This window comes from Gandjariella thermophila (assembly GCF_005405885.1).
Classification (GTDB): Bacteria; Actinomycetota; Actinomycetes; order Mycobacteriales; family Pseudonocardiaceae; genus Gandjariella; species Gandjariella thermophila.
This window is the reverse complement of record NZ_BJFL01000020.1, coordinates 49,818-73,628: the sequence shown is the minus strand read 5'-3', so window position 1 is coordinate 73,628 and position 23,811 is coordinate 49,818. Positions and strand designations below refer to the sequence as shown.

Sequence of the window (23,811 nt, the reverse complement as noted above, 5' to 3'; positions counted from 1 at the left end):
ATGCCCCCCAATGACGCCGTGGTGATCGCGGGAATTGTAGGAGGCGCGGCGAATCCGGGCCCGCCGCCGCGCGCCGGTCGGTACCGTCGACGGAGTGCGCGATCAGTTACTCTCCGCCGTTCGCGGACGGGTGGACGCGGTGCTCGGCACCGGGGAACCCGCGGAGGTGCTGGCCGGCGAGGCGGCGGAGCAGGCCGACCAGCTGCTCGGCTTCCTGGCCCGCGAGGACGATCTCGACGCCGAGGTCGCGTACGTGGCCGGCATCTTCCACCTGCTGCGCGCCGAGTTCCGCGGCGAGGACGGGCAGGAGGACCGGACCACGGCGGCGATCCTGCTGGTACCGCTGCACCTGACCGTGCCGGACGCGCTGCCCGACCCGGTGCGGTCGTGGCTCGACGCCGCGCGGCAGGCCGCCGAACCGGAGGGCACGCCGCCGGAGCAGGCGCTCGCCGAGGCCCGGAACAACCTCGGCATGCTGCTGCTCGGCCGGCTGGTCCGGCTCGGTGAGCGGCACAGCGGCGCGGCCGCGGTCGGCCTGCTGCGGCAGGCGGCCGAGGGATTCCCGGAGGATCACCCGTCCCACGCCCTGGCGCTGTGCAACCTCGGCTACGCGCGCATGCTCACCGAGTCCGAGGGCGGCTCGGTGCCGGCGGACATCGACGGCATCGTCGGCGTGCTCCGGGAGGCGTTCCGGCTGACGCCCGAGGACAACCCGAACTACGCCCGGTGCGCCAACGGCCTGGCGCTGGCCGTCGGCGCGCAGGCGGCGGCCCGGCAGGACGTGCCGCTGCTGACCGAGTCGATCGGGCTGTTCCGCACCGCGGTGGGGGCGGCCACCGACGCCGACGGGAACCTGCCGCAGATGCTCACCGACCTGGCCTCGGCCCTGCTGCTGTGGTGGCGGAACGCCCCGGACGCCGACCCCGGCGCGCCGGACGAGGCCATCGCCGCGCTGACCCGCGCGCTGGCGCTCACCCCGCGCGGGACGCCCGAGTTCGACCAGCGGTGGGACCTGATGCGGCGGCTGGAGATGGCCCGCGCCACCCGGGACGCGCGGGTCCGGCAGACCAGCCCGGAGAACCGGGAGGCGTACCGGATCCTCGACGCGCTGGTGTCCTCGCTGCCCGGAGCGGGCACCGGCGAGGGTGCCGGTGCGGCGGCTGGCGAGGGCGCCGGCGGCCCGTTCGCCGCCATCCTGCGACTGCTGGGCATGGGCGAGCCGGGCAAGAGCCGGCACGCCGAGCTGATGGACTTCGGCGCCGCCGTGCTGCGCTACCCGCACGAGGCGGACCTTGAGGAGATCCAGGCCAGGGCGGCCGGAATCCTGCTGCGCCGCCTCGCCCACCTGACCCCGCAGGAACTGCCCGAGGCACTGGCCAACATCATGTCCGCTGAGGACAATCCGGTGGCCCCGGCGGCGCCCGTGGTGGACCAGGAGATGCTGGACGAGGTCGCGGAGCTGCACGAGCGGCTGCTGCGGGAACTCCCCGAGGACGACCCGGACCGGGTGGTGCTGCGGCTGTCCCGCGGCCAGCTGTCGCTGGCCCGGATCGCCTCCGCGGGCGTCGATCCGAGCACCGGGCCGCCCGACTCGATGGCACACGAACTGTCCACCGTGGTCGCGGAGGTCGCTCGCACGATCGACGAGCTTCCCAGGGTGCTGCACGGGCTACCGCTCACGGAAGAGCGGATCGAGCAGGTGGCCGCGCTCGGCAGTGCCCTGCTGTCGCCGTTCGAGACGCTGGCCGTGATCGACCGGGAGATCCGGCGCTACCGGGCCCGGCTGGCCGAGCTGCCCGATGACCACCCGGACCACCTGGCCACCTCGACGTACCTGGCGCACACCCTGTTCGCCCGCTACCGGCACACCACCGAGGACAACGTGTTCCAGGAGGCAGTGCGGCTGGCCCGCCACGTGGTCGCGGCGAGCCCGTCGCCGCCGCCCAGGCTGGTCTCCGCCTGGGGTTCGACGCTGGCCGGGCTCACCCGCCAGGCCGGCTTCGCCGCCGCGACGGACGGCGACCCGGCGTGGACCAGCGGCATCGCCGCGCTCGGCGCCCGGCTGACCGCGGACGCGATCAACGGCGCCGACCCGGCCGGCGCGCTGGAACACCTCGAGGACGCCAGGGCCACCATGCTGTCCCACGCGCTGAACACCCGCCGTGAGCTGGACAACCTGTACCGCGCCGACCCCGAACTGGCCGAGCGGTTCGCCGCGCTGCGCGAGGAGATCCACGCGGGTATGAACCCGGGCATGGAGCCGCGGCCCGATGGCGTGGCCCGGTTCCGCGCGCTGCTCGACGAGTGGGCCGAGCTGGTCGAGCGGGTCAAGGCGCTGCCCGGCTTCGACCGGTTCCTCATGCCGGTCACCCTCGGCCTGGCCGACCTCGCGCCGGCCGCCGCCGAGGGGCCGGTGGTCACGGTGAACCTCGACACCCGCCGCTGCGACGCACTGGTGCTCCACGACGGCCGGGTACGCGTGGTGCGGTTGCCCGGGCTGCGGGTGGCCGACGCGGCGGCGCAGGCGGACGCGTTCCAGGCCGCGATCGCCGTGCTGTCCCGGCGCTCCACTGTGGACGGTCCGCTGGTGGTCGGCGCGGCCCGGCGGACGGTGGTGGACACCCTGGGCTGGTTGTGGGACGTGCTGGCGGAGCCGGTGCTGGCGGCGTTGGACATCGCCGAGCACGACCCCGGCCGGCCGTGGCCACGGCTGTGGTGGTCCCCGAGCGGGCCGTTGACGTTCCTGCCGGTGCACGCCGCCGGTCGGCCCGGCACGCCGGGGGCGTCGGTGCTGGACCGGGTGGTGCCGTCGTACACGCCGACGCTGCGGGCGTTGCTGCACAGCCGGTCGCGGCGCACCCGGCCGGGCCGGAGCACGCTGGCGGTGGCCATACCGCAGACCCCGGGCCGCGCCCCGCTGCCGGCCACCGTGCGGGAGGCCACGGCGTTCGCCGCGGGCGGCCGGCTGGTCGGCGCTGCGGCCACGCGTGCCGCGGTGCGGGCGGCGCTGCCCGGCGCGGCGGTGGTGCACTTCGCCTGCCATGCCGAGAGCGATCCGGCGGACGCCTCGGCCAGCCACCTGCTGCTGCACGACGGGCCGCTGACCGTCACCGAGGTCAGCCAGTTGCGGCTGGACGCCGCGGAGTTGGCCTACCTGTCCGCATGTGCCACCGCGCGGGGCAGCGCGGTACTCGCCGACGAGGCCATCCATGTCGCGTCGGCGTTCCAGCTCGCCGGTTACGCGCAGGCGGTGGCCACGCTGTGGGAGGTGGGCGACGAGGTGGCCGCCCGGGTGGCGGCCGAGTTCCACCGCGAGCTGGCGGCGACCCTGGACGATCCGGACCGCCCGGCCGGTGCCCGCGCGCTGCACGCGGTGACCCGCCGCATGCGCGACGAGTGGCCCGATGCGCCGTGGCGGTGGGCGGCATACGTGCACGCCGGGGCCTGACCGCACCCCCTTCGGCCGCCCGGTGGTCCTGCCCGCGCCCGGCCCGTGGCAGGCTCCGGGGTGGCAGGCGGGGAACGCCGAGGGAAAGGTGTGAGGATGCGGATCGGGATGCAGCTCAACTACAGCGGCGGGTTCGCCGAGACCGCCGACGAGGTTGGCGACCTCGAGCGCGCCGGGCTGGACATCGTCTTCGTCCCCGAGGCCTACTCCTTCGACGCGGTCAGCCAGCTCGGCTTCCTCGCCGCCCGCACCGAGCGGGTGGAGCTGGCCTCCGGCATCCTGCAGATCTACACCCGCACGCCGACGTTGACCGCGATGACCGCGGCCGGCCTCGACTACGTCTCCGGCGGGCGGTTCGTGCTCGGCATCGGCGCCTCCGGCCCGCAGGTGATCGAGGGCTTCCACGGGGTGCGCTACGACGCCCCGCTGGGCCGCACCCGGGAGCTGGTGGACATCTGCCGGCAGGTGTGGCGTCGCGAGCGGGTGCGGCACCAGGGCCGGTACTACCAGATCCCGCTGCCCGCCGAGCAGGGCACCGGGCTGGGCAAGCCGCTCAAGCTGATCAATCACCCGGTGCGCGAGCGCATCCCGATCGTGCTGGCCGCGATCGGCCCGAAGAACGTCGCCCTGGCCGCGGAGATCGCCGAAGGCTGGCAGCCGATCTTCTTCTACCCGGAGAAGGCCGCCTCGGTCTGGGGTGACGCGCTGGCCGAGGGCAGGGCCCGGCGCGATCCGTCCCTCGGCGAACTGGACGTCTACGTGGGCGCGGCGCTGGCCATCGGCGACGACGTGGAGCCGCTGCTGGACTTCGTGCGCCCGATGCTCGCGCTCTACATCGGCGGTATGGGCGCGCCGAGCAGGAACTTCTACTACAACCTCGCCCAGCGCTACGGCTTCGCCGCCGAGGCCAAGCGCATCCAGGACCTCTACCTGGCGGGGAAGAAGGACGAGGCAGCCGCCGCCGTGCCGGACGAGCTGGTCCGGGCGGTCTCGCTGATCGGCCCGGCCGGCTACGTCAAGGAGCGCGTCGCCGCCTTCGCCGAGGCCGGCGTGACCACGCTCAACGTCACCCCGCTGGCCGAGGACCGCGCCGGCCGCGTCCGCCTCGTCGAGCAACTTCGCGGCCTCGTGGACTGACCACCGGTCCCCACCCGGTCCGCCGCCCACGCCCATTCCCTTCCGGTGCCCGGCACCGCCGCCGCTGTTTGTGATCGAGTTGCGGGACCACTTCGGACTGTCCGAAGAGGACCTGAACATCGACCTCGGCCCGCTCGGGCCGTTGCTCGCCGACGAGTGACGCGCGGGTCAGCCGTGGAACCTCGCGAGACGACGAAATCCGTCGTCGCGGTGGGTGAGCACTGCTAACTTGCGACCGTGGATCTGTTCTCACGATCGTGGACGGCGTTGCGCACGGCGGTCGCCGAACTCCGGGACGAGGACTTCGCACAGCCGTCCGGCTGTACCGGCTGGCTCGTGCGGGACCTGGTGTGCCACCTGATCATCGACGCTCAGGACGTCCTGATCACACTCGTGACGCCAGCCGAAACGGAACCGACTCGCAACGCGGTGACCTACTGGGACGTCGCCGAAACGCCGCCGACCGGTGACGACCCGCTCGACGCGCTGATCGTCCGGCTGGCCGCCGCGTACGAAGAGCCGCGGCTGCTCAAGTTCCACCTCGACGACGTCGGCTCCGCCGCCGGCCGCGCCGCCGAACTGGTCGACCCGGACCTCCGGGTCAGCACGCGGGACGAGGTCCTCACCGCGGGCGACTACCTCTCCGCGTACGTCCTGGAGTGGACGCTGCACCACCTCGACCTGGTCGCATACCTGCCGGGCGCCGCCGAGCCGCCCGCGGAAGGGCTCGCCCGGTCACGCGAGATGCTGGAGAAGATAGCCGGGCGCGCGTTTCCCACGTCGTTCTCCGAAAGGGACGCGCTGCTGGTGGGCACCGGACGGCGCGCCCCGACCGACGCGGAGAACGCCGAACTCAGTGAGCTGGCCGCGAAACTTCCGTTCGTCCTCGGATGACTGGGCCACGGTTGGCTGCGGCTGGGTGGGGAAACCTCCCGGCTGCCGGGGAATGGGAGTTGAGGAGGCGGAAGCCGGGAGGTTCTGCGGAACGTCCGTCGCAGGTTCGTGTGTCAGTTGTCGATAGAGACCACCATTCCTTTCCCGGTCGGCTGGTTCTCGACCCCACCCGGCACGTGGTCCGGCGCCGCGTGGGGGAGTTCGGTCACGATCACGCGGTCCGGGTAACCGGCTCCGGGCGATGCATGTCGCGGATGATCTTCGGCAGGTATCCCGTCGGGTAGTCGTCGACCGACCACCGGACGAGTTGGTACGGCAGGCCGGTGTCGGTGTCCGGCCACCTCAGCCGGGTCGGGAACCCTTCGGCCGCGATGCGTTCGATCAACTCCGGGACGGTGACGCCCCACTGGTTTCCCGGTCGGTAGGCGTGCTGGGCGGCCACGTCAGACTTCCCGGTCCGGGAGCGAGACGAGCAGCGGGATGACCTTCTCCGGCCGACCTTCGACGTTGAGCACGAAGGATCCGGCCTGTTCGCCGACCAGCCGCGCCCGGGCGACCACCACGCGGTCGTGCGCGATGATGCGGACCACGTCCATGTGGCTACCGTCGACGATGCGTACGCCCTGGATCGCCGTGACCTGCCCGGCGGAATCCCGCTTGTGCCGGAACATCCAGCCGGTGTCGGCCCGCTCGCACAGCGCCAGCAACGGTTCCAGGACCGGGTACTCCGCCACGGCCGTGTACGGGTCCAGTGGCGGACCGGACTCCGGCGTCCACATGGGACCACTCTCGGACGCCGCTGGTCCCGCTGGCATGATGATGTGGCCTGACATGATGCCCCCGGGTGCTCGGATAATCGGTATCGCCGCGATGGGCTGGTGGTTGTCAGATAGTGCGGTGTTTCCAGAAATCGGAGCAATGGTGTTACCGTGGTCGCATCAGGTGATCTTCCGAGCGGCGGTGGAAGCACTAAGCTGTTGCAGGTACGACAACAGGAGTCCACGTGGCACGGACGCCGAAGGGGCGGGCGTTGGGCGCCGCCTTACGGAGGGCGCGGGAGGACCGCGGGTGGAAGATGCGCGAGTTCGCCGCCGCGATCGGGCGGGACCCGGGCGTACTGTCCCGCTGGGAGACCGGCGAGCGGACGCCCAAGCCGGAACAGGTGGCGCAGATTCTCACCGCGTTAGGCATCAACGGTGAGCGCTACGAGGAAATCGTGGCGCTCGCCTACGGCACCGAGGCGCCATTGTGGGTGGCCACGAGCCTGCCCGAGCAGCGCCAGCAGTTGGCCGCGTACATCGACTACGAGCAGAAGGCGAAGACCGTCACGGACGTCAACCCGCTGCTCGTCCCCGGCCTGCTGCAGACAAAGGGCTACATGCAGGCGATGATGTCCAGCGGCGGCATTGCGCCCGGGGAGGTGGTCACCCGGGTGGCGATCCGGATGTCCCGGCGGGAGGTGCTGACCCGGCCGAACCCGCTGCAACTGCTCGCCCTGGTCGGCGAGGCCGTGCTGCACCAGGCCATCGGCAGCCGTGACGTCATGGTCGAGCAGTTCCGGCACCTGCTCGACATGTGCCGGTATCCCAATATCGACCTTCGCATCATCCCGTACGACGGCGGGTGGAGCCCGGCGCTGGAGAGCCAGTTCTCGCTGATCGAACCGGAGAACGCCATTCCCGTGGTGCACGTCGAAATCCGCGACTCGGGCATCTTCCTGCACGACGAGGACGCCGTGGCGGCCTACCGGCGGGCGGCCGAGATGGTGCTCAGGGTGGCGCTGAGTCCGAAGGACTCGATGCGGCGCATCGAGCGGGCGATCGAGAGATGGGAGAATTCCGGATGACCACGCAGATCCGGTGGCGGAAGCCCCGCCACAGCACGGGCACGAACTCCTGTGTCGAAGTCGCCGGCACCCTCGACCAGATCCGCGACTCGAAGAACCCGGACGGCCCGATCTTGCGGGTGGACGTGGCCGAGTTCGTGGCCGCCGTCAAGGCGGGGCGCTTCCCGCGCTGAGCGAGCCACCCGGACAACCGACCCGGACCCCTGGTTCCCGCCAGGGGTCCGGTGTTCCGTCCAGTTCGCCGCTCCTACCCGAAGACAAGACGCCGACGGGCTTCGCGACGATCAGTTGGGCACCACGGTGATCGCGCAGCGGGTACCGGGCGCCCGGCTGAGACGGGCGTCAGCGGTGAGCAGGGCGCAGTCCAAGGACTCCGCCAGCGCGACGTAGGAGGCGTCGTAGGCCGACACGTTCGCCCGCAGCTCCCAGAGCCGATCCAGCAGGCCGACTACTGGATAGCGCGTCATTCCGAGGTGTTGCCACGTGCGTAGGGCGGTTCGCGCCGCGTCGACTGGGACCTGCTCAGCGGCGACCCGGCGACGCAGGACTGAGGCGACCTCGGAGTCGATCAGATGGGGGACGTGCAGCCTCTCGGTGGCGAGCATGTGGCGCGCCGCACCGGCGTTCAGGAGTGCTGCCAGTGCGGCTGACGCATCGACGACGATCACCGATCGGAACGCCCGGCTTCGATGTCCGACACGATCGTGGCGGTGGATACGCCCAGATCAGGCAGCGCTCCCAGCAGCTCCGGGTTGTCTGCTCGACGGGAAACCTCGGCCAGCTCTCGCACCGCGATCGCGCTCACCGACGTTGCCTCACGGGCCGCCAGCCGTTCGAGACGTTCGACAACATCATCCGGCACGTTCCGGAGATACAGGGTCCTCATGTGGCAATATGCTAGCACTACGTTCGCGTGTCGCCACAGTCGCTGCAGACTGGTTCCCGGCTGGCTGCCGGGAAGACGGTGGACCGGTCGACGGTGGGTAGGGCGGTGGAGACCGCGGTAGTCACAGCGTGTCGGCGGCGGTGCCGCGGAGGCGGTTGCGGGTGTCGAACACCCGGTCCGCGTGGCGGGCCAGCAGGCCCCAGTCGATGTCGTCGTGGTCGGTCAGCACGACCACCAGATCGGAGCGGGACACCTCGTCGGCGGTGCACGGCACCAGGGTGATGTGGCTGGGTACCTCGACGGCGTCGATGAGCGGGTCGGCGGCGCGCAGTTCGGCGCCGAGGTCGGCCAGTCGCTTGGCCACGCTCATCGCCGGGGAGTGCCGGGCGTCGGCCGAGTTGCGCTTGTAGGTGAGACCGATCAGCAGGACGCTGCTGCCGTTGACCGGCTTGCGCCGGTGGTTGAGGTGCTGGACCACCCGGGACACGACGTAGTCCGGCATGTGGTCGTTGACGTCGTTGGCGATGTCGACGAACCGGAACGCGTGGCCCAGCGATCGGCGGACCTGCCAGGACAGGTAGGACGGGTCGATCGGCAGGCAGTGCCCGCCGACGCCGGGGCCGGGGGTGAACTTCATGAACCCGAACGGCTTCGTCGCCGCGGCGTCGATCACCGACCACACGTCGATCCCGAGTCCGTGGGCGTACACGGCCAGCTCGTTGACCAGGGCGATGTTCACGTGCCGGAAAGTGTTCTCCAGCAGCTTGGCGAGTTCCGCCTCGCGCGGGCCCGGGACCGGCACGGTTCGCATCACGAGTTGGCCGTAGAAGGCGTCCACCGCCTTCAGTGACGCCTCGTCGATGCCGGAAACCACCTTGGGCGTGTTGTGAAAATGCCAGGTCGGGTTGCCGGGGTCGATGCGTTCCGGGCTGTAGCCGACGTGGAAGTCGGCGCCCGCCCGCAGCCCCGAACCGGCCTCCAGGATCGGCACGAAGATCTCCTCGGTGGTGCCCGGATAGGTGGTGGACTCCAGCACCACACAACAGCCGGGGGAGACGTGCGGGGCGAGGATGCGCGCCGCGTCCTCGATATAGCACAGCTCGGGAATGCCGTCGCGCAGCGGGGTCGGCACGCACACCACCGCGGTGTCGAACCCGGACAGCGCCGCCGGATCGTCGGTGGGTAGGTATCGGCCGGTGGCGAGGGCGCTCGCCAGGTCGGTGTCGGTCACGTCCTCGACGAACGAGGTGGCCCGTCGCAGCCGGTCGACGCGGTCCTTGTCGAGATCGAAACCCAGGACGTCCAAACCGATCTCGACGGCGCGCATCGCCAGTGGCAGCCCGACGTAGCCCTGGCCGACCACGGCAAGCCGATGACAGCTCGAAGGCATCTTCGATTCCCCCATACGGCGCACCGACCCCCCATCGACGCGAACACGTCGAACATAGACGGAAATGGATCCGGGTGCACAGGCGCGTTGAGTCGTTCACACCATTAGGTGCGCGTGGGTGTCGCCCGATGCGCGTGGCCGGTGCGGAATTAGAATTGACCAACGGAAGAGGTCGAGAAAAGGCAGGCCGATGGCGTCGCGAAGCATTGCATCCCCCCATCTTCTGACGGTCGCCACCGTAATGGGCGCCTGCGTGTTGACGGTCGCGGCGTCGACCGGGGCGTGCACCACGGCACCACCGAACCTGTCGGGTGACGGCGCGCCGCCGTCCGAGACCGCCAACGTCTCTTCCTGTACCAGCACGGTCGACGACCCGAAACGGACCGCCCAGGCGATGCAGAACGCCGCACCCGGCAACACGATCTGCTTCGCCGGCACCGGGCTGGCGGACACCGACCTGACCCTGACCCGGTCCGGGACACCGGCCGCCCCGATCACCCTGCTGGGCCACGGCGTGCCGGTTCGGTCGGTCACCGTCTTCGGCGACAACGTCGTGGTGGACGGCTTCGCCGTGCGCGGAGGAACCGGGTTGGCCGTTGCCGGCAGGGCGATCACGGTGCGCCACAACACGGTCCGGGAGACCACCCGGAACGGGATCAGCTGCGATCCGTGCGCCGGAGCGGCGATCGAGTCGAACACCGTCGACCGCGCCGACGGGACGGGCATCCTCGTCAACGGCCAGGATGTCACAGTACGGGACAACATGGTGAGCGGCTCGATCATGCGCGAGATGAACGACGCCGACGGAATCAGGTTCTTCGGCCGCGGTCACCGCATCACGGACAACAGGATCCGGGACATCTCCATGGCGGGTTATCCCCGTCCGCCGCACCCCGACTGCTTCCAGACCTTCGACAACAGCAAGCCGCCGACGACCGATGTCGTCATCGCCCGCAACACCTGCGAGAACGTGGGGCAGCACTGTCTCATCGCCACCGCCGAGACGGCGGGCACCCACGGGGAGGTGGGACGTTCGCACTCGATCCGGTTCGTCGGCAACACCTGCTCGGTCGGCGCGTCCCAGGCGGTGCTCGTCCGGTGGTTCCCGGACGTGGAGGTGTCGGACAACCGGATATCCGGCCCCGTCTTCGACCGGGGGGTGATCTATCTCGACGGCTCGGTCAACGGTGCGGTGCTGCGAAACACGTTTGTGGGCTGTTACCGCCAGGTCGAGGCCGACGACAGCAGCCGGGCCGGCCTGCGAGTGGAGGGCAACGTGTCGGTGCGGCCTGGCACGAGCCCGGCGGCGCTGGCGCCGGCCGCGGCGGACGTGCCCTGTGGCCGCTGACGCCTCGCCGCGTCATCCCGTCGCGGGGTATGCCCCGCCGGTCAAGAACGTGGCCGGGAGTCCAGGCGCTGATCGGCGGACGGAACTGGCCGGACCGTCGAGTTCTCCGGTTCGAGAAGGTACATGCGGATCGAGTTGGACCGCGACCATTCCCTGGTCGGCCGCAGACCGCGCGCCGTGCGAACGTGACGGAACCTGCCCGTCTGCAGCAGCATGGACTCCTCGACCGGGTTGGCGTAGATGACCCGCACCGTGCGCGGGGCCCGGTCCACCGACTCGATCAACGACTTGATCACCCTGTTGAAGATGCTTCCGGTGAACGGGTTGGCGAAGTAGGCGACGGTCACATCGTCCGGGATCTCGTAGTCGAGCGCGTCGGCGCAGACCAGTGAGACGTCCTTGCACCGCAGCCGGGAGGTGTTGCGCGCCAGGTTGTCCCGGGCGATGCCGATGAGTTTCTCGGAAATTTCGACACCGATCACCTTCCGGAATGGGTACCGGATAGCGGCCTGCAGCACGGCTCGTCCCATCCCGCAGCCGAAGTCGATGAAGACATCGTCCGGACCCACCTCGGAGAGTCGAAGAATCCGCACGAGACTGAGCCATCCGGTGGGTTGATACCTCTTTCGTTCGGCATCGCCCAGCCCCAGCTCGTCGAGATACACCAGGTCCGCCGTGTGCACTCCATAGCGGCGCTCGAAGAGCAGGTCCGTGGTTGCGTGCCGCAACCACTTGTACAGAGGCCTCACCACGGTGAGGAGGTAGCGTGCCACGACTGATCCCCCGATTATGATCTGATTCCGAACGTCCTCGGGAAACGGTAGCCGCGCCGGCCATACATGGCCCGGCGACCGGGACCTCGACCCACCTTCGAGGTAATCGAGCGCGTTCGCGGGATGATTCCTCCGGTCACCCGGTAACTGTATCGGCGTGGCGAACCGAAGCAGGGCAGTGATGTCCGCCGATCGTCACCTGTCAGCATCAACCTGGTTCAGTCGAAGTAGTGCATCACGGAGTCATACCGCGGCCCTCCCGGCGGACTGCGTGGAGGATTCGGGCAGGACGACGAGCCGATGGTCGAAACCTTCCAGTTGCCAGGGGAACCGGTGCGGCGACGCTGGTTGGCTCCCATGCCGGTTGCCTACCGACGAGAGGGGGTGGTGGCCGTGTCGGAAACCCGCTGGGTTGACGGGCCGGTGTCCGCGGTGACGTGCACCGAGCCGGAACGGCGCACGCTCACCACCTGGGATCGGTTGGTGGTCGACACGTCCGGGACCGACGTCGCCCAACTGCGTGCCTGGGCGCAGGTGCGGCGCGCCGCCGGATTCACGCCGCTCTACGTGCTTGCCTACGCGGGCGCCGACCTCGTCGCCGGTGCGCAGATCCTGCAACGCCGGCTGCCCGTGCTGGGCAGGATCGGTTACCTGCCATTCGGCCCGGTGATCGCGCCACACGCCGCGCGTGCCCACATCCGCGGGGCGCTCGGCCGGGCGCTCGCGTACGTGGGCCGGCACCGGCTGCGCATGTTGTTCGTCCAGCCCCCGGAGGGCACCGACGACATGAGTTCGGACCTGCTCTCGCGTGGGTTTCGCCCGTCGGCGGCCGGCATCGCGCCGACCGGCTCCATCCGCGTCGACCTCAGTGTCCCCGAAGCCGAACTGCAACGCGGACTCAGCAGACAGTTGCGCAATTGGGCAAGGAACAAAAAATGGGAGGCCAACGGGGTCGTCGTCCGTGTGGGCGACGAAAACGACGTCCCCGTTCTCGCCGACCTGTTGGCCCACTCGGCCGCATACCAGGGATTCGAACCGTTTTCCGAGCATTATCTCCGAACTCTCTATCGGGAACTGGCGGCGCAGGGCTGCGTGCGGCTGCTTTTGGGCGAAATCGGCGACGGCCCCGTGGCCGGCCAGCTGTATACAGCCTGTGGCGGCACACTGAAGTTGCGTATCATGGGTTACCGCCGTACGGAGACCGCACAACGGCTGAGGGTGCCGGGTGCGCTCATGTGGGAGGGCATGCGATGGGGAAAGGCGCACGGGTACCGGTGGTTCGACCTCGGCGGACTCCGCCCGGAGTCGCTGCGCATTCTGTTGGACGGTGGTGACCGCAACGCACTGCACGGCGCGGATGAGTACAAGGTCAGGTCCGGTGGCACACCATACCGTTACCCGCCGCCGGTTGAGCTGATCAGTTCGGCGGCGTTGCGCGCCTCATACGACCTGTCCCGACGTTGGAGGGGCGGGAAGCGACTGCTCAACTTCGGGCGGCGGTTGATCCGTGGCGGTCGCTCACGTCCGGCTGGCATGCAACGATAAACTGATCGACTCAGCAGCCAGGAAACAGGGGGCGAGGAGGAGACCGGTCATCCGCCTGAGCTCACGGCTTGCGCGCCGTGACGAGCACCCAGGGACTCAGCGCCGGCATCCGGGCGAGGCCCAGCCGCTTTTCCGTCATCGCCGCGATAGGGACGAGCGGCGAATTGCTCGAGCGACCGAAGGGAAACCAACACAATCCCAGTTCGGACTGCACCTCGAGTCCTGCGGCCAGAAGCTGTCGGCGCCATGCGGTGTACCGGGTCCGGTAGAAGGAGTGCGGTCCACGCCGCCGCCAGCGCGACGCCAGATTGGCGGCCACACCCCGTGCCGAGTTACGGTTCCAGGTGGTTGCGACGAGCATTCCGCCCGGAGCCAGAACGCGGACCACCTCCTTGTGAAACCAGTCGCTGCCGACGACCGCCAGCACCTCGATGCAGAGCACCAGGGACGTGGAGGCGTCTTCCGCGGGGAGAAAGGTATCCGCAGGATCGACCTTGATGCATCGCGCATCCGGAACCCGGTCCGCACACAGCTTGATCGCCTCCTCCGCCACATCGGTGCACGTCACGGACCACCCCTCCTGGGAGAGCATGCGCGCCCACCGCCCGCCATCGCACCCGATCTCCAGCGCGTGGCGGGGGTTGCCAGCCATCTCGCTCGCCCACCGGATCGCCCTGTCCTCCTCGGCGGTGATATAGCTTCCCCACCGCGATGTGGCCACACGTTCCCAGTAGGTCAGTGCCATTGAGCACCTCCGGCTGTGCCTTCAGATGACAGTGCGTATCCGCACAGGCGCTGTCGGCGATAATCCTAACCTACTGGCCGGCTGCCAACCCGCCAGGACGTTTGCCGCTTCGGCGTAACCTCCCCACCACCCTCGTTGGCGGCGAACCGATGCCAGATGTTCTCGAAGAATTCCGGTCGCTGGGCGAGCAACCGGTACTTGCGCTTGCGCAACCGCACGTGGCGGTCGACGCGGCGCACACCAATCCCACCGCGACTCAAACCTACCGTAGATGGAAAGCGGTAGTGGCGCAGAGGCTTGATGGCCCGTTCACACCATGAGGTGCTGGTGGGCGCTGCTCCGTGCAGGGCCTTCGGTGTGGAATTAGCCTGACTCGAGGGTATGTTGGTGAACGCTCAAGAAGGGCGACCGAGGCCTTGATAAACAGAATATACCACCATCTTCTGACCGCGCAATCGTGTTGGGTGTCTGCGTATTGACGGTTTCCGCATCGGCGGTCCCGCGTATCGCGAGGCCATCGTAGGGCGGGGCGCAGAACCCGCGGTACGCGTTCCGGACCAGGCACGGACAGTCCCGCCGGTGGCGCCGGCAGAGGAGGATAGGAGGCAACCAGTGTTCGTGAGGCGCGTGGTGGTGGTGGGGACCGGGTACGTGGGTTTGACCACGGGGGCCTGCCTGGCCTCCCTGGGACACCGGGTGGTGTGCGCGGATGTCGACGCCGACAAGATCGCCCGGCTGTCGCGGGGTGAGGTGGGCATTCTGGAGCCCGGGCTGGCGGAGTTGGTGGCCGAGGGCGTGGCGGCGGGCCGGCTGTCCTTCGTCCTGGGCGCGGCGGCCGCGGTGGGCACGCATGAGGGTGCGCCCGAGGTGGTCTTCCTGTGCGTGCCCACCCCGATGGGCGTGGGCGGGACGGCGGACCTGAGCGTGGTCGAGTCCGTCATCGACGAGGTACGCGAGCTGCTGCCGCCGGGCTGCGTGGTGGTGAACAAGTCGACGGTGCCAGTGGGAACCGCCGCGCGCACCAGCGAACTGCTGGGCCGCGACGACGTGGCCGTGGTGAGCAATCCCGAGTTCCTGCGCGAGGGCTCGGCCGTGGAGGACTTCCTCAACCCCGACCGGATCGTGGTCGGCTGTGACCGGCCCGACGCGGCGGAGCGGGTTGCCGCGCTGTACGCCCGACTGGGCGCGCCGACCGTGCTGACCGACGCGGCCAGCGCCGAGCTGGTCAAGTACGCCGCGAACTGTTTCCTGGCCATGAAGTTGTCCTACGCCAACGCACTGGCGGAGCTGTGCGAGCGGCTGGGCGCGGATATCGCCGACGTCACCGAGGGCATGGGCTACGACCGCCGGATCGGGCAGGTGTTTCTCACCCCCGGTCCCGGGTGGGGTGGTTCCTGCCTGCCCAAGGACACCCGGGCGATGCTGCAGGTGGCGGACTCGGTCGACTTCGAGTTTCGGTTGCTGCGCGCGACCATCGACACCAACGACCGGCAACGCCAGCGAGTTGTCGACAAGATCCGGATCGCGGTGACCGGCAAGCGGGGCGGCGCGCTGACCCGGGTGCGGTTGGGCCTGCTTGGTCTGACGTTCAAGGCGAACACCGACGATCTGCGCGACTCGCCGGCCCTGGCGGTGGCGGCGTTGCTGCGGCAGGCAGGCGCCGAGCTCGTCGCCTATGACCCGTCGGTGTCGTCCGACACGGTCCACCCCGGACTGGACGCGGTCAACGTCGTCGACGACCCCTACCTGGCCGCCAAGGACGCGGACGCCCTCATCGTGCTCACCGAGTGGCCGGAGTTCCGCACCCTCGACTGGTCGCGACTCGCCGAAACGGTGCGGCGGCCGATCGTGGTCGACACCCGCAACCTGCTCGACACGGACGTGCTCCGCCGAGTCGGGTTCGTCTGCACCGGCCTCGGTCGCTAACCGGCCACGGCCGCCGGAGCGTGCCCGGGGAACGCGCGGTGGTTTCGCACTGGCGCTTTCCCTGGCTCCTCCTCGTCCCAGGGCAGCCGGTCCGGAAAGAGCGGTCAGCAGAAGTACCGGTACAGCAGGGCGCCCGCCCTGGCCGTGATCTCGTCCGGAACCGCCCCCTCGGTCAGCAGCCCGGTCAGTTCACCGAGCAGGCGACCGGCCTCGTCCTGAAGCGGCGATGGCCGGCCCGCCGAACGCAGGGTGAGGATCCGCCGCTCCTCGCTGGCCCATTTGCGCTTGTACCGGACTAGGCCGGGCTGGTCGAGGTCGCTGAGTCCCCAGTCGAGCAGCCGCAGGCCGCGGTCGACACCCCACCGGATTCCGGCCCAGTAGATCGCGTCGTTCGGCCGCAGCACCAGGTACTCGGCCAGGGACGCGCCGAACTTGTAGTACAGCACGTCGTTCCAGACCAGGAAGATCGCGCCAGCGGCGAGGTCGTCGCCCGAGAACGCGAGCATAGTCACCACGGCGTCGTTCGGGGCGAACCGGTGCCAGAGGTTCTCGAAGAACGACAACGGCTGCGCGAGCAACCGGTACTTGCACTTGCGTAGTCGGACATGCAGGCGATGGAAGTGCCGGACGGCATCGATCTCGCTGCTCACCTCGACGCGGATCCCGTTGCGGTCGGCCGCGGCGATGTTGCGCCGGGCGGTGCCGCTGATCCGGCGCCGCAGTTCGTCCACCGGCGCATCGAGCCGGGTGGCGTGCCACGCGGCGTCGTCACCGCAGCGCAACCGGGTGTCCCAGGTGGGCGCGGCAGAGTCCAGGCAGCGCAGCGTGAACCGCGTGTCGTCGGTGAGCAACCCGTCGACCAGCGAGCACCAGGTCGGCCCGTCCGTGCCGAGAGGTTCGGCCCGGTCGGAGAACGGCAGGCTGCACAGCCGCTCGCCACGAAGGTCGTCGACGGCCACCCAGGCGAACCCGGCCGTGGGGGTGCCGCCGCTCGTCGCGATCCGCGCCTGGGGCGTGAACCCGTATGTCGCGCAGACCGCGTCCAGCCACGGCGGTGAGGTGAACAGGCTTCCGTGCGTGGTGCGCGCGAGCGCGGCCCAGCGCGCGTCGCTGCGCGGGTCTGCGGTGACGATATCAAACCGCGCATTCATGATCGTAGGTTGAACGGGGCCGGATTCGGGATCGACCGCACGGAACGGTCGAGGGTGGCCAGCAGGTCGTCGACGGTGATCTCGTCGGCTTCCCGGCACACGGCCAGGCCGCGGCGGCTCAGCTCGGCGGCGAGTTCGCGCTGGTGGTCGTCCACGGCTTCGCCGTAGCGGCGCAGCCGGGGAACGAGCAGGGGGAGCCGGCCGGCGCCGAGGACGGCGAGCGCAGAGCCGGTTCCCGCATGGCAGACGACGATGTCGGCCTCGGCGAGCGCGGCGGACAGCTCGCGAGCCGGCAGGAAGGGCCGCGGTTGGATGCGCAGATCGTCGACCGGGGTGTCCCCCGTCTGCCACAGCACCTCCACGTCCCGCCCGGTCGCCTGGTGCAGTGGCCCATTGGGGGCGAGGAGCTGTACCAGGGGCATGATGAGGCGCCGGAACGGGAAGTCGGTGGCCGAGCCGACGGTCACCACCACCCGGACCCGCTCGCCGAGTCGGCGCGCGGCGGCAACCGGCTGGTAGCGGTCGAACTCGCTGCCGCCGTAGCGCCAGCGCCGGTCCGCCCAGCGCGGATGTTGGGTGTAGAGGTGGACGCCGGGTACCCACTGCAGGACGCGGCCGGTGAGCGACGGACCGCTCACCCGGGTGGCGCTTTCGATGTAGTGGCACTCGACGCCCCGCGCGGCGAGATAGGGCAGGTAGCCCAGAGCGATGGCGGAACCCGTGGACACCGCACGCGTGATCTTCCGCCGCCGCCAGAGGCGGTGCGCGGTGGGAAGGCAGCGGAGAACGCCACGCACGCTGCGCACGCCGACGTACGGGACGAATTCGACGTCCTGCTCGGCCAGCAGAGACACGCTCTGCTCGTTGGCGTGGGTGACCCAGACGGTCGCTCCGTCGGCGGGCAGCCGGGTGGACAGGCCGTGCAACTGGGCGAGGTGACCGCCCGTGGTGGCCAGCAGCAGAGTGGTCATCGGGCACCGTCCCCACGAAGCATCGCCGGGATGGTCCGGGCCAGGATGCGGACATCCGTGCCCAGGCTGCGGGTGCGGACGTAGTCACGGTCGAGCCGGAGCATGTCCAAGGTCCCCATCCTGCTGCGCCCACCGGTCTGCCAGGGCCCCGTGATTCCGGGTTTGACGGTGAAGCGCTCCGCGAATTCGGTGGGGAACATCTCCGCCTCCCAGGTAAGGCAGGGACGGGGGCCGACAAGTGTCATCTCGCCCCGCAACACGTTGATGAGCTGGGGCAACTCGTCGAGGCTGGTGCGCCGCAGCCAGGAGCCGACGCGGGTGACCCGCGCGTCGTCGGCCAGCTTGGTGCTGCCGCCGACCCGGGTGTCCTCACCCCGCAGTTCACGGGCGATCAGGTCGCGATGCGCGGCGTCACTACCGTCAAGGCGCATGGTGCGGAACTTGTAGAGGGTGAAGACCTCGCCGCCCCGGCCCACCCGCGGTTGGCGGAACAGTGCCGGGCCCCGGCTGGTGAGCCGGATCAGGACGGCCACGACAAGCATCGGCAGCCCCAGCACCGCGAGGGCTGTCGTCGCGAGCACGACGTCGATCGCCCTCCGGGCCGCCTCCCCCGGAGATGTCCCCCGGACCTCATGGATCTCGATCGTCATTGGTCCCCCCAGTAGTGATCGCAAGGAGCGTGAACAGCAGGTCGCCGGCCCCGCGCAGCACCAGGTGGATGTCGATGAGCGACAGGACCAGCACGATCCACCACCCCACCTGCAGGGTGATCGCGCAGGCGCCGACCGCACCGGAATCCGCGCGGACCCGCCCGGTCGCCCGAAGCACGGCGAAGGACAACCAGCCGAAGGCGACGAGCAGCGGGATCCCGCCCACCCAGAGGAACTGCAGGTATCCGGATTCCAGGAAGATCTCGTTGCGCCAGGTCTCCGGTGCCGGCAGCACGGAGTTCGGCGAGACCCCGGTGACGAAGCCGAAGTCGCCGAGGCGCGGGAGGTAGAACGTGGAGAGGTTGTCCCATCGCCCGAGCCAGCTGCGGGGGACGCCGTACCCGTCGCCGAAGCCGTCCAGCCGGCCCAGGAACGCGGGGGCGCCGACGAGCACCGCGACGGCCGCGATCGGAAGCATCCGGACCAACCTGCCGCGCAGACCCGGGAACCGGCGCAACAGCACCACGGCGGCCACCGCCGCCGCCACCCAGGTGGAGAACTGGCCGGCCGCCAGCACGCCGGCGCCGAGAGTGAGGCCGAGGACCAGCCGTTCCCGGCGACCCAACAGTCCGTTACCGGCACAGCAGATCACCATGGTCAGGCTGATGGTGATGTAGTCCCCGGTGGCGATGGACGACCCCAGGGTCGTCGTGCCCCGCTCACCGAGCACGCCCGAATCGGACGGCCACAGCGTCGCCAGCGCGGACACCACCGGCCCGACGTGCAGCGTCTGCAGGACCGCGAGCACCGCGATCGCCGCCGCCGGCCACACGACGAGCCGGATGCAGCGGACCGTCTGCGGTTCCGTCCGCACGGTGCACCGCACCAGCAGATACAGCGCGGTGAGCTTGCAGACCGGCAGCACCGCGGCCAGGTCGTCGCCATGCGGGTGATGACCGCGCAGCATCATCGACGCCAGCGGCCACACCGTGGCGAGCACCACGAACATGGCCAGCGGCAGGTCGACACGCCGCGCGCGCAGCGGCAGCGGGCGGCCCTGGACCCAGCGGAGGAACCCACCCAGGCCGGCCCCGGCGAGCAGCAGGGCGAGCAGCGCCTCGTTGGGCCGCACCAGCGGGATGAACTTGCCCCGGTCGATGCCGGCGACCAGGGGCAGTGTGGCCAGGTAGAGGTAGGTGGCGAAGATCGGGCGGTAGGCCGCGGCCGCGACCAGCGCGACAACCGCGAGCCCGGCCGTCAGCAGCGGCCCCGTTGCCGGCGCGGCCACCCCGGCGAGCACCGCAACAACGACCGCTGCCGCCGCCGGCCACCGGGCGTCTCTGGTCCGGGGCGCGCTCGCCGGTGCGGCCGCCCGCAGCCCGGACGTCATGACGCCCGCCTCGTGGACGGCCGGGTGGTCGCCCGGAACATCGCGGCATAGGTGCCCAGCGCGACCACCCCGCAGGCGCTCATCTCGGCGAAACGCGTGAGCCGGCCGCTGGTGGTCGCCGCCAGCAGCCACCAGCCGGCCGCCAGCACCGGGAGCATTCCCGCCGCCGCGACGGCCGCCGCGGTGACCGGGCGACGGTCGGCGAACCGTTCCGGGTGGATCGCGGCCCGCAGCCTGGTGATGACCGCGCCCGCGCCGGCGAGGTCGCCGACCAGCAGCGCGGCGGCGAGCATCATCAGGCGCGGCGTGCCACCGGGCAGCGTCAGCGAGGCGAGCCCGACCAGTGCCGCGAACCCGAGGTAGGCCAGGCTGGCCAGCCGGGGGCCGTTGAGGTCGACCCGCGCGAACAACGCGTGCCGACCCATCTCGTGGATTCCGGCGACCACCTGTGCCACCGCGATCACCATGACGCACCCGGCCAACTGGTCGACGAAGCTGGCGGACCGCAGCTCGCCGTTGGCCAGGAACTGGGCCAGCGGCCGGGCGAAGAACAGCAGCAGCAACAGCACGGGCAGGCTGACGATGGCGACATGCGTCAGCGCCTGGCGCCACGCCGAGGCGAACCCGGGATGGTCGGATCGCTGGACGGCGGCCGACATCCGCGGGAGCACGGCCGTGGACACCGCGCGGGCTCCCAACGCGGTCGGCACGTTGTACACGAGGTAGGCCGCCTGCAACACGACGACGCCGCCGGGCACCGTCCCCGCCAGAGTAAGCAGGATGAAGAATGCGACCTGCGGGCAGGCCGGGACGACGATGGCACGACGCAGCCGCCGAGCGACCTCCGCGACGTCCGGATCCGACCACCAGCGGAACCTCGGCCGGGTGAGCAGGCCGACCCGCGCCGCGCCGAACACCTGCAGCCCCGCATGGGTGGCCACGGCGAGCGTGCCACCCAGGCCCAGCGCGAACACCAGGCCGAACGGCACCTCCGCCACCTCGCGCCCGGTGCCGTACACCAGGCCGGCGACCGTCACCGTGGTCATCAGGCCGATGTTCTCCACCGCCGGTGCCGCGGCGGCGAGCGCGAACCGGCCACGCGCCTGCTGGGCGGCGGCGGCCAGCGCCACCACCGCGTACAGCACGATCTGCGGGGCGACCAGGAGGATCAGCACGGTCGCCTGGCCCCGAGCCGCGGTGCGGGCCGCGGCGTCGGCGATGCCGAAGGTCAGCAGCCACGCCAGCGCCGGGGAGGCGATCATCGCCAGCACGGCGATCGCCCCGGCGACGCTGAGCAGGAAACCACCGACCCCACCGAGCACCGCGCCGGCCCTGGCGACGCCCCTGGCGGTGAGCGTGCCGACCGTGGCCGGCACCACCACCATCGCAAGCGCGGTACCCGCGATCGACGCGTACGTGAAGGTGGGCACGAAGCTCGCCGTCACGAAGGTGTTCGCGAAGTAGGTGGGCCCGAGGACGGCTCCGACCACGGCGACGCGGGCAAGGCCGGTGAGCCGGCTGGCCAGGGTCCAACCGGCCACGGTCACCGAGTCCCGCGCCGCCGTCCGGGTTCGTCCGGCGGTTGGCATCACCGTTCCGGTCATGTCGCGGCCCGCCCCCTGGCCCACCGCCGGCCCAGCACGGCGGCCGCCCCGGCGGCGATGACCAGGCTGGCCAGCGCTCCCGTGGCGGCGGTGAAAGCCGGTCGCGGGCTGACCGGATTCGCGACCGGGTAGGGCGGCACGACGACCTCGCGCCGGGGCGCGCTGACCGTGGCCACGTGCAGCTCGTCGAGCTGCTCGCGCAGCTTCCGCTCGTGGTCGGCGAGGCCCTGCACCTCGGCGTCGGCGGACGCGCCGGCCAGGCTGCCGACCAGTCCCGCGCTCTGCTGTTCGTGCACGGTCGCCGCGTGCACCCGAGCCTTGGCGAGGTTGTCCTGCACCTCGGCGAGCTGCTGGCGGAGGAACGCGTCGACCTCGGTCGCCTGGTCGGCCGGCGCGACCTTCAGGTAGTTGTCCACGATGTCCCTGACCCAGCGCAGCGCCGTGTCGCGGGAATGGTTGCGGGCCTCGACCTGGATGACCTCGCTGTTGTCCAGGAGCGTGACGGACACCTTCTTTTTCAGGTCGTCCAGGGACATCCCGCTGCCCGCCGCCACCGGGGCCAACACGCGTGGGCTCTGCAACAGCACGAGCTGGGTGGTCAGGCTGCGGTCCTGGCGGAGGAAACCGGTCGACTTCTCCTGGCTGATCTGGTAAAGGATCTCCGCGCGTGCGGCGTACCGGGCCGGCCACAGCAGGCCGGCTCCGAACCCCACCACCGCGCCCACCAGCACGATCGCCGCCGACAGTCCGACCAGCCGCCGGATCTGCGCGCGCGTCAGGCCGCGTGGGGTTGCCGGTTCGGGCGGCGAGCCGGCGGTCGGCGGCGCGGACCCCTGCCGTGGCTGCCCGTTCGTGGTCGCGCCATTGACGCCGTCCTTGGCGGTGGTGTCGTTGGCCCGGTCGCCATTGGACGCGGCGCCGCGAGCGCCGGTTGGTGCGGTCACCATGAGATCCCCCGCAGTACGTCGCAGATTCTGGCGATGTCGTCGGTGGTGAGGCTGGGGAACATCGGGAGGGAGATGACCCGCCCGGCCGCCCGCTCCACGACCGGAAGCGGTTCGGCGAACTCGGCGAACGCGGGCTGCTGGTGGCAGGGCACCGGGTAGTGCAGGCCCCACCCGATGCCCGCCGCGGACAGCGCCGCGCTCACCTTCGTACGGTCTGCGACCTGGACCACCGCCAGGTGGTGAACCGGCTCGGCGGCCGGATGCACCGCGACCGGCACACAGAACGGCGGAAGCCCCTCGCGGTAGTGCGCCATGAGCTCCCGGCGGCGGGCGTTGTCGGCGTCGAGCCGGTGCAGCTTCGCGGAGAGCACGGCGGCCTGAAGGGTGTCGAGCCGGCTGTTGCGGCCACTGTCCAGGTGCCGGTAGCGGTCGCCGTCGACCCGGCCGTGGTTGGCCAGCCGCCGCACCCGGCGGGCGAGTTCGGCGTCGCTGGTCACCACGGCGCCGCCGTCGCCGAGCGCACCGAGGTTCTTGCCCGGGTAGAAGCTGAAACCCGCCGCCACCCCGGCGGTTCCCGCGCGCCGCCCGGCCCAGCGGGCGCCGTGGGCCTGCGCGGCGTCCTCGACCAGCGCCAAACCGTGCCGCCGGGCGAGCGCGGTGAGGCAGTGGACGTCGACCATCTGGCCGTACAGGTGCACCGCGATGATCGCCGCGGTGTTCCGGGTCACCGCGGCGTCCACCGCCGCGGGATCGATGAGCAGCGTGTCCGGGCAGACGTCGACGAACCGGGGCCGCGCTCCCACCGCGCACACCGCCTCGGCCGTGGCGACGAAGGTGTTCCCCGGAACGATCACCTCGTCGCCATGGCCGATGCCCAGGGCGGCGAGGATCAGTTCCAGCGCGTCGGTTCCGTTGGCCACGCCGACGCACGCGGTGGCACCGCAGTAGTGCGCGAACTGTTCCTCGAACCGCTCGAGTTCCGGCCCGCCGACGAAGCGCCCGTGCTCCAGCACCGTCTTCCACGCGAGGTCCAGTTCCTCCCGCACCTGAGCATGGGCGCCGGCCAGGTCAAGGAACGGGATGGCGCGGTCCGCGGCTGTCACGACGCCCTTCCTTCCGCGATGACGCGAACACCCGCAGAAACACGGCGCGCGCCGTGG

Annotated in this window: 23 protein-coding genes and 1 pseudogene; 9 read left to right on the top strand and 15 right to left on the bottom strand. The window is 70.7% G+C overall.

Going from position 1 to position 23,811, the window contains the following annotated elements; genetic code table 11:
• Positions 1–94: 94 nt before the first annotated feature.
• The 4 genes and pseudogenes from FFT21_RS18230 (at position 95) to FFT21_RS18215 (ending at position 5,479) form a co-directional block, all read left to right on the top strand.
• Positions 95–3,448, top strand: a complete 3,354-nt coding sequence (locus tag FFT21_RS18230) for a CHAT domain-containing protein (RefSeq protein WP_137815099.1) — start codon at positions 95–97, stop codon at positions 3,446–3,448.
• A gap of 96 nt (positions 3,449–3,544) precedes the next feature.
• The gene (locus FFT21_RS18225) at positions 3,545–4,585 is read left to right on the top strand and encodes an LLM class F420-dependent oxidoreductase (protein WP_137815098.1); all 1,041 of its coding nucleotides are present in this window, start codon (positions 3,545–3,547) and stop codon (positions 4,583–4,585) included.
• 76 nt (positions 4,586–4,661) lie between these two features.
• Positions 4,662–4,745, top strand: a pseudogene (gvpK, locus tag FFT21_RS18220) (gas vesicle protein GvpK); the annotation flags it as partial.
• Positions 4,746–4,822: 77 nt separating this feature from the next.
• A complete protein-coding gene (locus FFT21_RS18215; RefSeq protein ID WP_137815097.1) occupies positions 4,823–5,479 on the top strand; it encodes a maleylpyruvate isomerase N-terminal domain-containing protein in 657 nt (218 codons plus the stop codon).
• A gap of 211 nt (positions 5,480–5,690) precedes the next feature.
• On the opposite strand, the gene FFT21_RS18210 is transcribed toward FFT21_RS18215, so the two are convergent.
• Together FFT21_RS18210 and FFT21_RS18205 are read right to left on the bottom strand one after the other, a co-directional pair.
• Complete coding sequence (locus tag FFT21_RS18210) at positions 5,691–5,921, bottom strand: hypothetical protein (RefSeq protein WP_137815096.1); 231 nt, start codon at positions 5,919–5,921, stop codon at positions 5,691–5,693.
• Position 5,922: 1 nt separating this feature from the next.
• Complete coding sequence (locus tag FFT21_RS18205) at positions 5,923–6,258, bottom strand: hypothetical protein (RefSeq protein WP_137815095.1); 336 nt, start codon at positions 6,256–6,258, stop codon at positions 5,923–5,925.
• Positions 6,259–6,482: 224 nt separating this feature from the next.
• Here FFT21_RS18205 and FFT21_RS18200 point away from each other — a divergent pair, with 224 nt between their 5' ends.
• Entirely contained in the window at positions 6,483–7,325 is an 843-nt protein-coding gene (locus FFT21_RS18200) for a helix-turn-helix domain-containing protein (RefSeq protein ID WP_137815094.1), read from the top strand.
• Positions 7,322–7,498, top strand: a complete 177-nt coding sequence (locus FFT21_RS18195; RefSeq protein ID WP_137815093.1) for a DUF397 domain-containing protein — start codon at positions 7,322–7,324, stop codon at positions 7,496–7,498. Before FFT21_RS18200 ends, FFT21_RS18195 begins: the two co-directional genes overlap by 4 nt.
• A 111-nt stretch (positions 7,499–7,609) precedes the next feature.
• On the opposite strand, the gene FFT21_RS18190 is transcribed toward FFT21_RS18195, so the two are convergent.
• The 4 genes from FFT21_RS18190 to FFT21_RS29225 all read right to left on the bottom strand — a co-directional run bounded on the left by FFT21_RS18190 (position 7,610) and on the right by FFT21_RS29225 (position 10,018).
• Positions 7,610–7,993 carry a type II toxin-antitoxin system VapC family toxin gene (locus FFT21_RS18190; RefSeq protein ID WP_137815092.1) on the bottom strand — a complete coding sequence of 128 codons (384 nt, stop codon included), beginning with the start codon at positions 7,991–7,993 and terminating at the stop codon, positions 7,610–7,612.
• The gene (locus FFT21_RS18185; RefSeq protein WP_137815091.1) at positions 7,990–8,211 is read right to left on the bottom strand and encodes an antitoxin; all 222 of its coding nucleotides are present in this window, start codon (positions 8,209–8,211) and stop codon (positions 7,990–7,992) included. Before FFT21_RS18185 ends, FFT21_RS18190 begins: the two co-directional genes overlap by 4 nt.
• A 121-nt stretch (positions 8,212–8,332) precedes the next feature.
• Positions 8,333–9,601: a nucleotide sugar dehydrogenase gene (locus FFT21_RS18180; RefSeq protein WP_137815090.1), complete on the bottom strand. Its 1,269-nt coding sequence runs from the start codon at positions 9,599–9,601 to the stop codon at positions 8,333–8,335.
• A gap of 96 nt (positions 9,602–9,697) precedes the next feature.
• Positions 9,698–10,018 (bottom strand): hypothetical protein, encoded by a 321-nt coding sequence (locus FFT21_RS29225; RefSeq protein WP_192909617.1) that lies wholly within the window; start codon positions 10,016–10,018, stop codon positions 9,698–9,700.
• Between FFT21_RS29225 and FFT21_RS18175 the strand changes: the two genes are divergently transcribed.
• Positions 9,996–10,949 carry a right-handed parallel beta-helix repeat-containing protein gene (locus FFT21_RS18175; RefSeq protein WP_192909616.1) on the top strand — a complete coding sequence of 318 codons (954 nt, stop codon included), beginning with the start codon at positions 9,996–9,998 and terminating at the stop codon, positions 10,947–10,949. The two genes, FFT21_RS29225 and FFT21_RS18175, sit on opposite strands and share 23 nt — an antisense overlap.
• A gap of 41 nt (positions 10,950–10,990) precedes the next feature.
• Here the strand turns inward: FFT21_RS18175 and FFT21_RS18170 are convergent, their stop codons facing one another.
• The gene (locus FFT21_RS18170) at positions 10,991–11,701 is read right to left on the bottom strand and encodes a class I SAM-dependent methyltransferase (protein ID WP_225978530.1); all 711 of its coding nucleotides are present in this window, start codon (positions 11,699–11,701) and stop codon (positions 10,991–10,993) included.
• A 321-nt stretch (positions 11,702–12,022) separates the two neighbouring features.
• Here FFT21_RS18170 and FFT21_RS18165 point away from each other — a divergent pair, with 321 nt between their 5' ends.
• Complete coding sequence (locus FFT21_RS18165) at positions 12,023–13,267, top strand: lipid II:glycine glycyltransferase FemX (protein ID WP_137815088.1); 1,245 nt, start codon at positions 12,023–12,025, stop codon at positions 13,265–13,267.
• A gap of 61 nt (positions 13,268–13,328) precedes the next feature.
• Here the strand turns inward: FFT21_RS18165 and FFT21_RS18160 are convergent, their stop codons facing one another.
• On the bottom strand, positions 13,329–14,012 hold the full coding sequence (locus FFT21_RS18160; RefSeq protein ID WP_137815087.1) for a class I SAM-dependent methyltransferase: 684 nt from the start codon (positions 14,010–14,012) through the stop codon (positions 13,329–13,331).
• A gap of 612 nt (positions 14,013–14,624) precedes the next feature.
• Between FFT21_RS18160 and FFT21_RS18155 the strand changes: the two genes are divergently transcribed.
• On the top strand, positions 14,625–15,938 hold the full coding sequence (locus tag FFT21_RS18155) for a UDP-glucose dehydrogenase family protein (protein ID WP_137815086.1): 1,314 nt from the start codon (positions 14,625–14,627) through the stop codon (positions 15,936–15,938).
• A 104-nt stretch (positions 15,939–16,042) separates the two neighbouring features.
• On the opposite strand, the gene FFT21_RS18150 is transcribed toward FFT21_RS18155, so the two are convergent.
• The 7 genes from FFT21_RS18150 to FFT21_RS18120 are packed head-to-tail and all read right to left on the bottom strand — an operon-like array spanning position 16,043 to position 23,754.
• The gene (locus FFT21_RS18150) at positions 16,043–17,089 is read right to left on the bottom strand and encodes a GNAT family N-acetyltransferase (RefSeq protein ID WP_137815085.1); all 1,047 of its coding nucleotides are present in this window, start codon (positions 17,087–17,089) and stop codon (positions 16,043–16,045) included.
• Entirely contained in the window at positions 17,086–18,060 is a 975-nt protein-coding gene (locus FFT21_RS18145) for a glycosyltransferase (RefSeq protein WP_137815084.1), read from the bottom strand. The genes FFT21_RS18150 and FFT21_RS18145 overlap by 4 nt, the downstream gene beginning before the upstream one ends.
• Positions 18,057–18,710 carry a sugar transferase gene (locus FFT21_RS18140; protein ID WP_137815083.1) on the bottom strand — a complete coding sequence of 218 codons (654 nt, stop codon included), beginning with the start codon at positions 18,708–18,710 and terminating at the stop codon, positions 18,057–18,059. Before FFT21_RS18140 ends, FFT21_RS18145 begins: the two co-directional genes overlap by 4 nt.
• Positions 18,691–20,100, bottom strand: coding sequence for a hypothetical protein (locus FFT21_RS18135; protein WP_137815082.1), 1,410 nt, complete (start codon positions 20,098–20,100; stop codon positions 18,691–18,693). The genes FFT21_RS18140 and FFT21_RS18135 overlap by 20 nt, the downstream gene beginning before the upstream one ends.
• On the bottom strand, positions 20,097–21,641 hold the full coding sequence (locus tag FFT21_RS18130) for a lipid II flippase MurJ (RefSeq protein WP_192909615.1): 1,545 nt from the start codon (positions 21,639–21,641) through the stop codon (positions 20,097–20,099). Before FFT21_RS18130 ends, FFT21_RS18135 begins: the two co-directional genes overlap by 4 nt.
• Before the next feature lie 59 nt (positions 21,642–21,700).
• Positions 21,701–22,648 (bottom strand): GumC domain-containing protein, encoded by a 948-nt coding sequence (locus FFT21_RS18125; RefSeq protein ID WP_137815080.1) that lies wholly within the window; start codon positions 22,646–22,648, stop codon positions 21,701–21,703.
• Positions 22,645–23,754 carry a DegT/DnrJ/EryC1/StrS family aminotransferase gene (locus tag FFT21_RS18120; RefSeq protein ID WP_137815079.1) on the bottom strand — a complete coding sequence of 370 codons (1,110 nt, stop codon included), beginning with the start codon at positions 23,752–23,754 and terminating at the stop codon, positions 22,645–22,647. The genes FFT21_RS18125 and FFT21_RS18120 overlap by 4 nt, the downstream gene beginning before the upstream one ends.
• Positions 23,755–23,811: the final 57 nt, after the last annotated feature.

Coding starts and splice junctions, on each gene's coding strand:
- FFT21_RS18225 (WP_137815098.1), top strand. CDS start 3,545: ATGCGGATCGGGATGCAGCTCAACTACAGCGGCGGGTTCGCCGAGACC.
- FFT21_RS18205 (WP_137815095.1), bottom strand. CDS start 6,258: ATGTGGACGCCGGAGTCCGGTCCGCCACTGGACCCGTACACGGCCGTG.
- FFT21_RS18195 (WP_137815093.1), top strand. CDS start 7,322: ATGACCACGCAGATCCGGTGGCGGAAGCCCCGCCACAGCACGGGCACG.
- FFT21_RS18185 (WP_137815091.1), bottom strand. CDS start 8,211: ATGAGGACCCTGTATCTCCGGAACGTGCCGGATGATGTTGTCGAACGT.
- FFT21_RS18180 (WP_137815090.1), bottom strand. CDS start 9,601: ATGCCTTCGAGCTGTCATCGGCTTGCCGTGGTCGGCCAGGGCTACGTC.
- FFT21_RS18175 (WP_192909616.1), top strand. CDS start 9,996: ATGCAGAACGCCGCACCCGGCAACACGATCTGCTTCGCCGGCACCGGG.
- FFT21_RS18165 (WP_137815088.1), top strand. CDS start 12,023: ATGGTCGAAACCTTCCAGTTGCCAGGGGAACCGGTGCGGCGACGCTGG.
- FFT21_RS18160 (WP_137815087.1), bottom strand. CDS start 14,012: ATGGCACTGACCTACTGGGAACGTGTGGCCACATCGCGGTGGGGAAGC.
- FFT21_RS18150 (WP_137815085.1), bottom strand. CDS start 17,089: ATGAATGCGCGGTTTGATATCGTCACCGCAGACCCGCGCAGCGACGCG.
- FFT21_RS18145 (WP_137815084.1), bottom strand. CDS start 18,060: ATGACCACTCTGCTGCTGGCCACCACGGGCGGTCACCTCGCCCAGTTG.
- FFT21_RS18140 (WP_137815083.1), bottom strand. CDS start 18,710: ATGACGATCGAGATCCATGAGGTCCGGGGGACATCTCCGGGGGAGGCG.
- FFT21_RS18135 (WP_137815082.1), bottom strand. CDS start 20,100: ATGACGTCCGGGCTGCGGGCGGCCGCACCGGCGAGCGCGCCCCGGACC.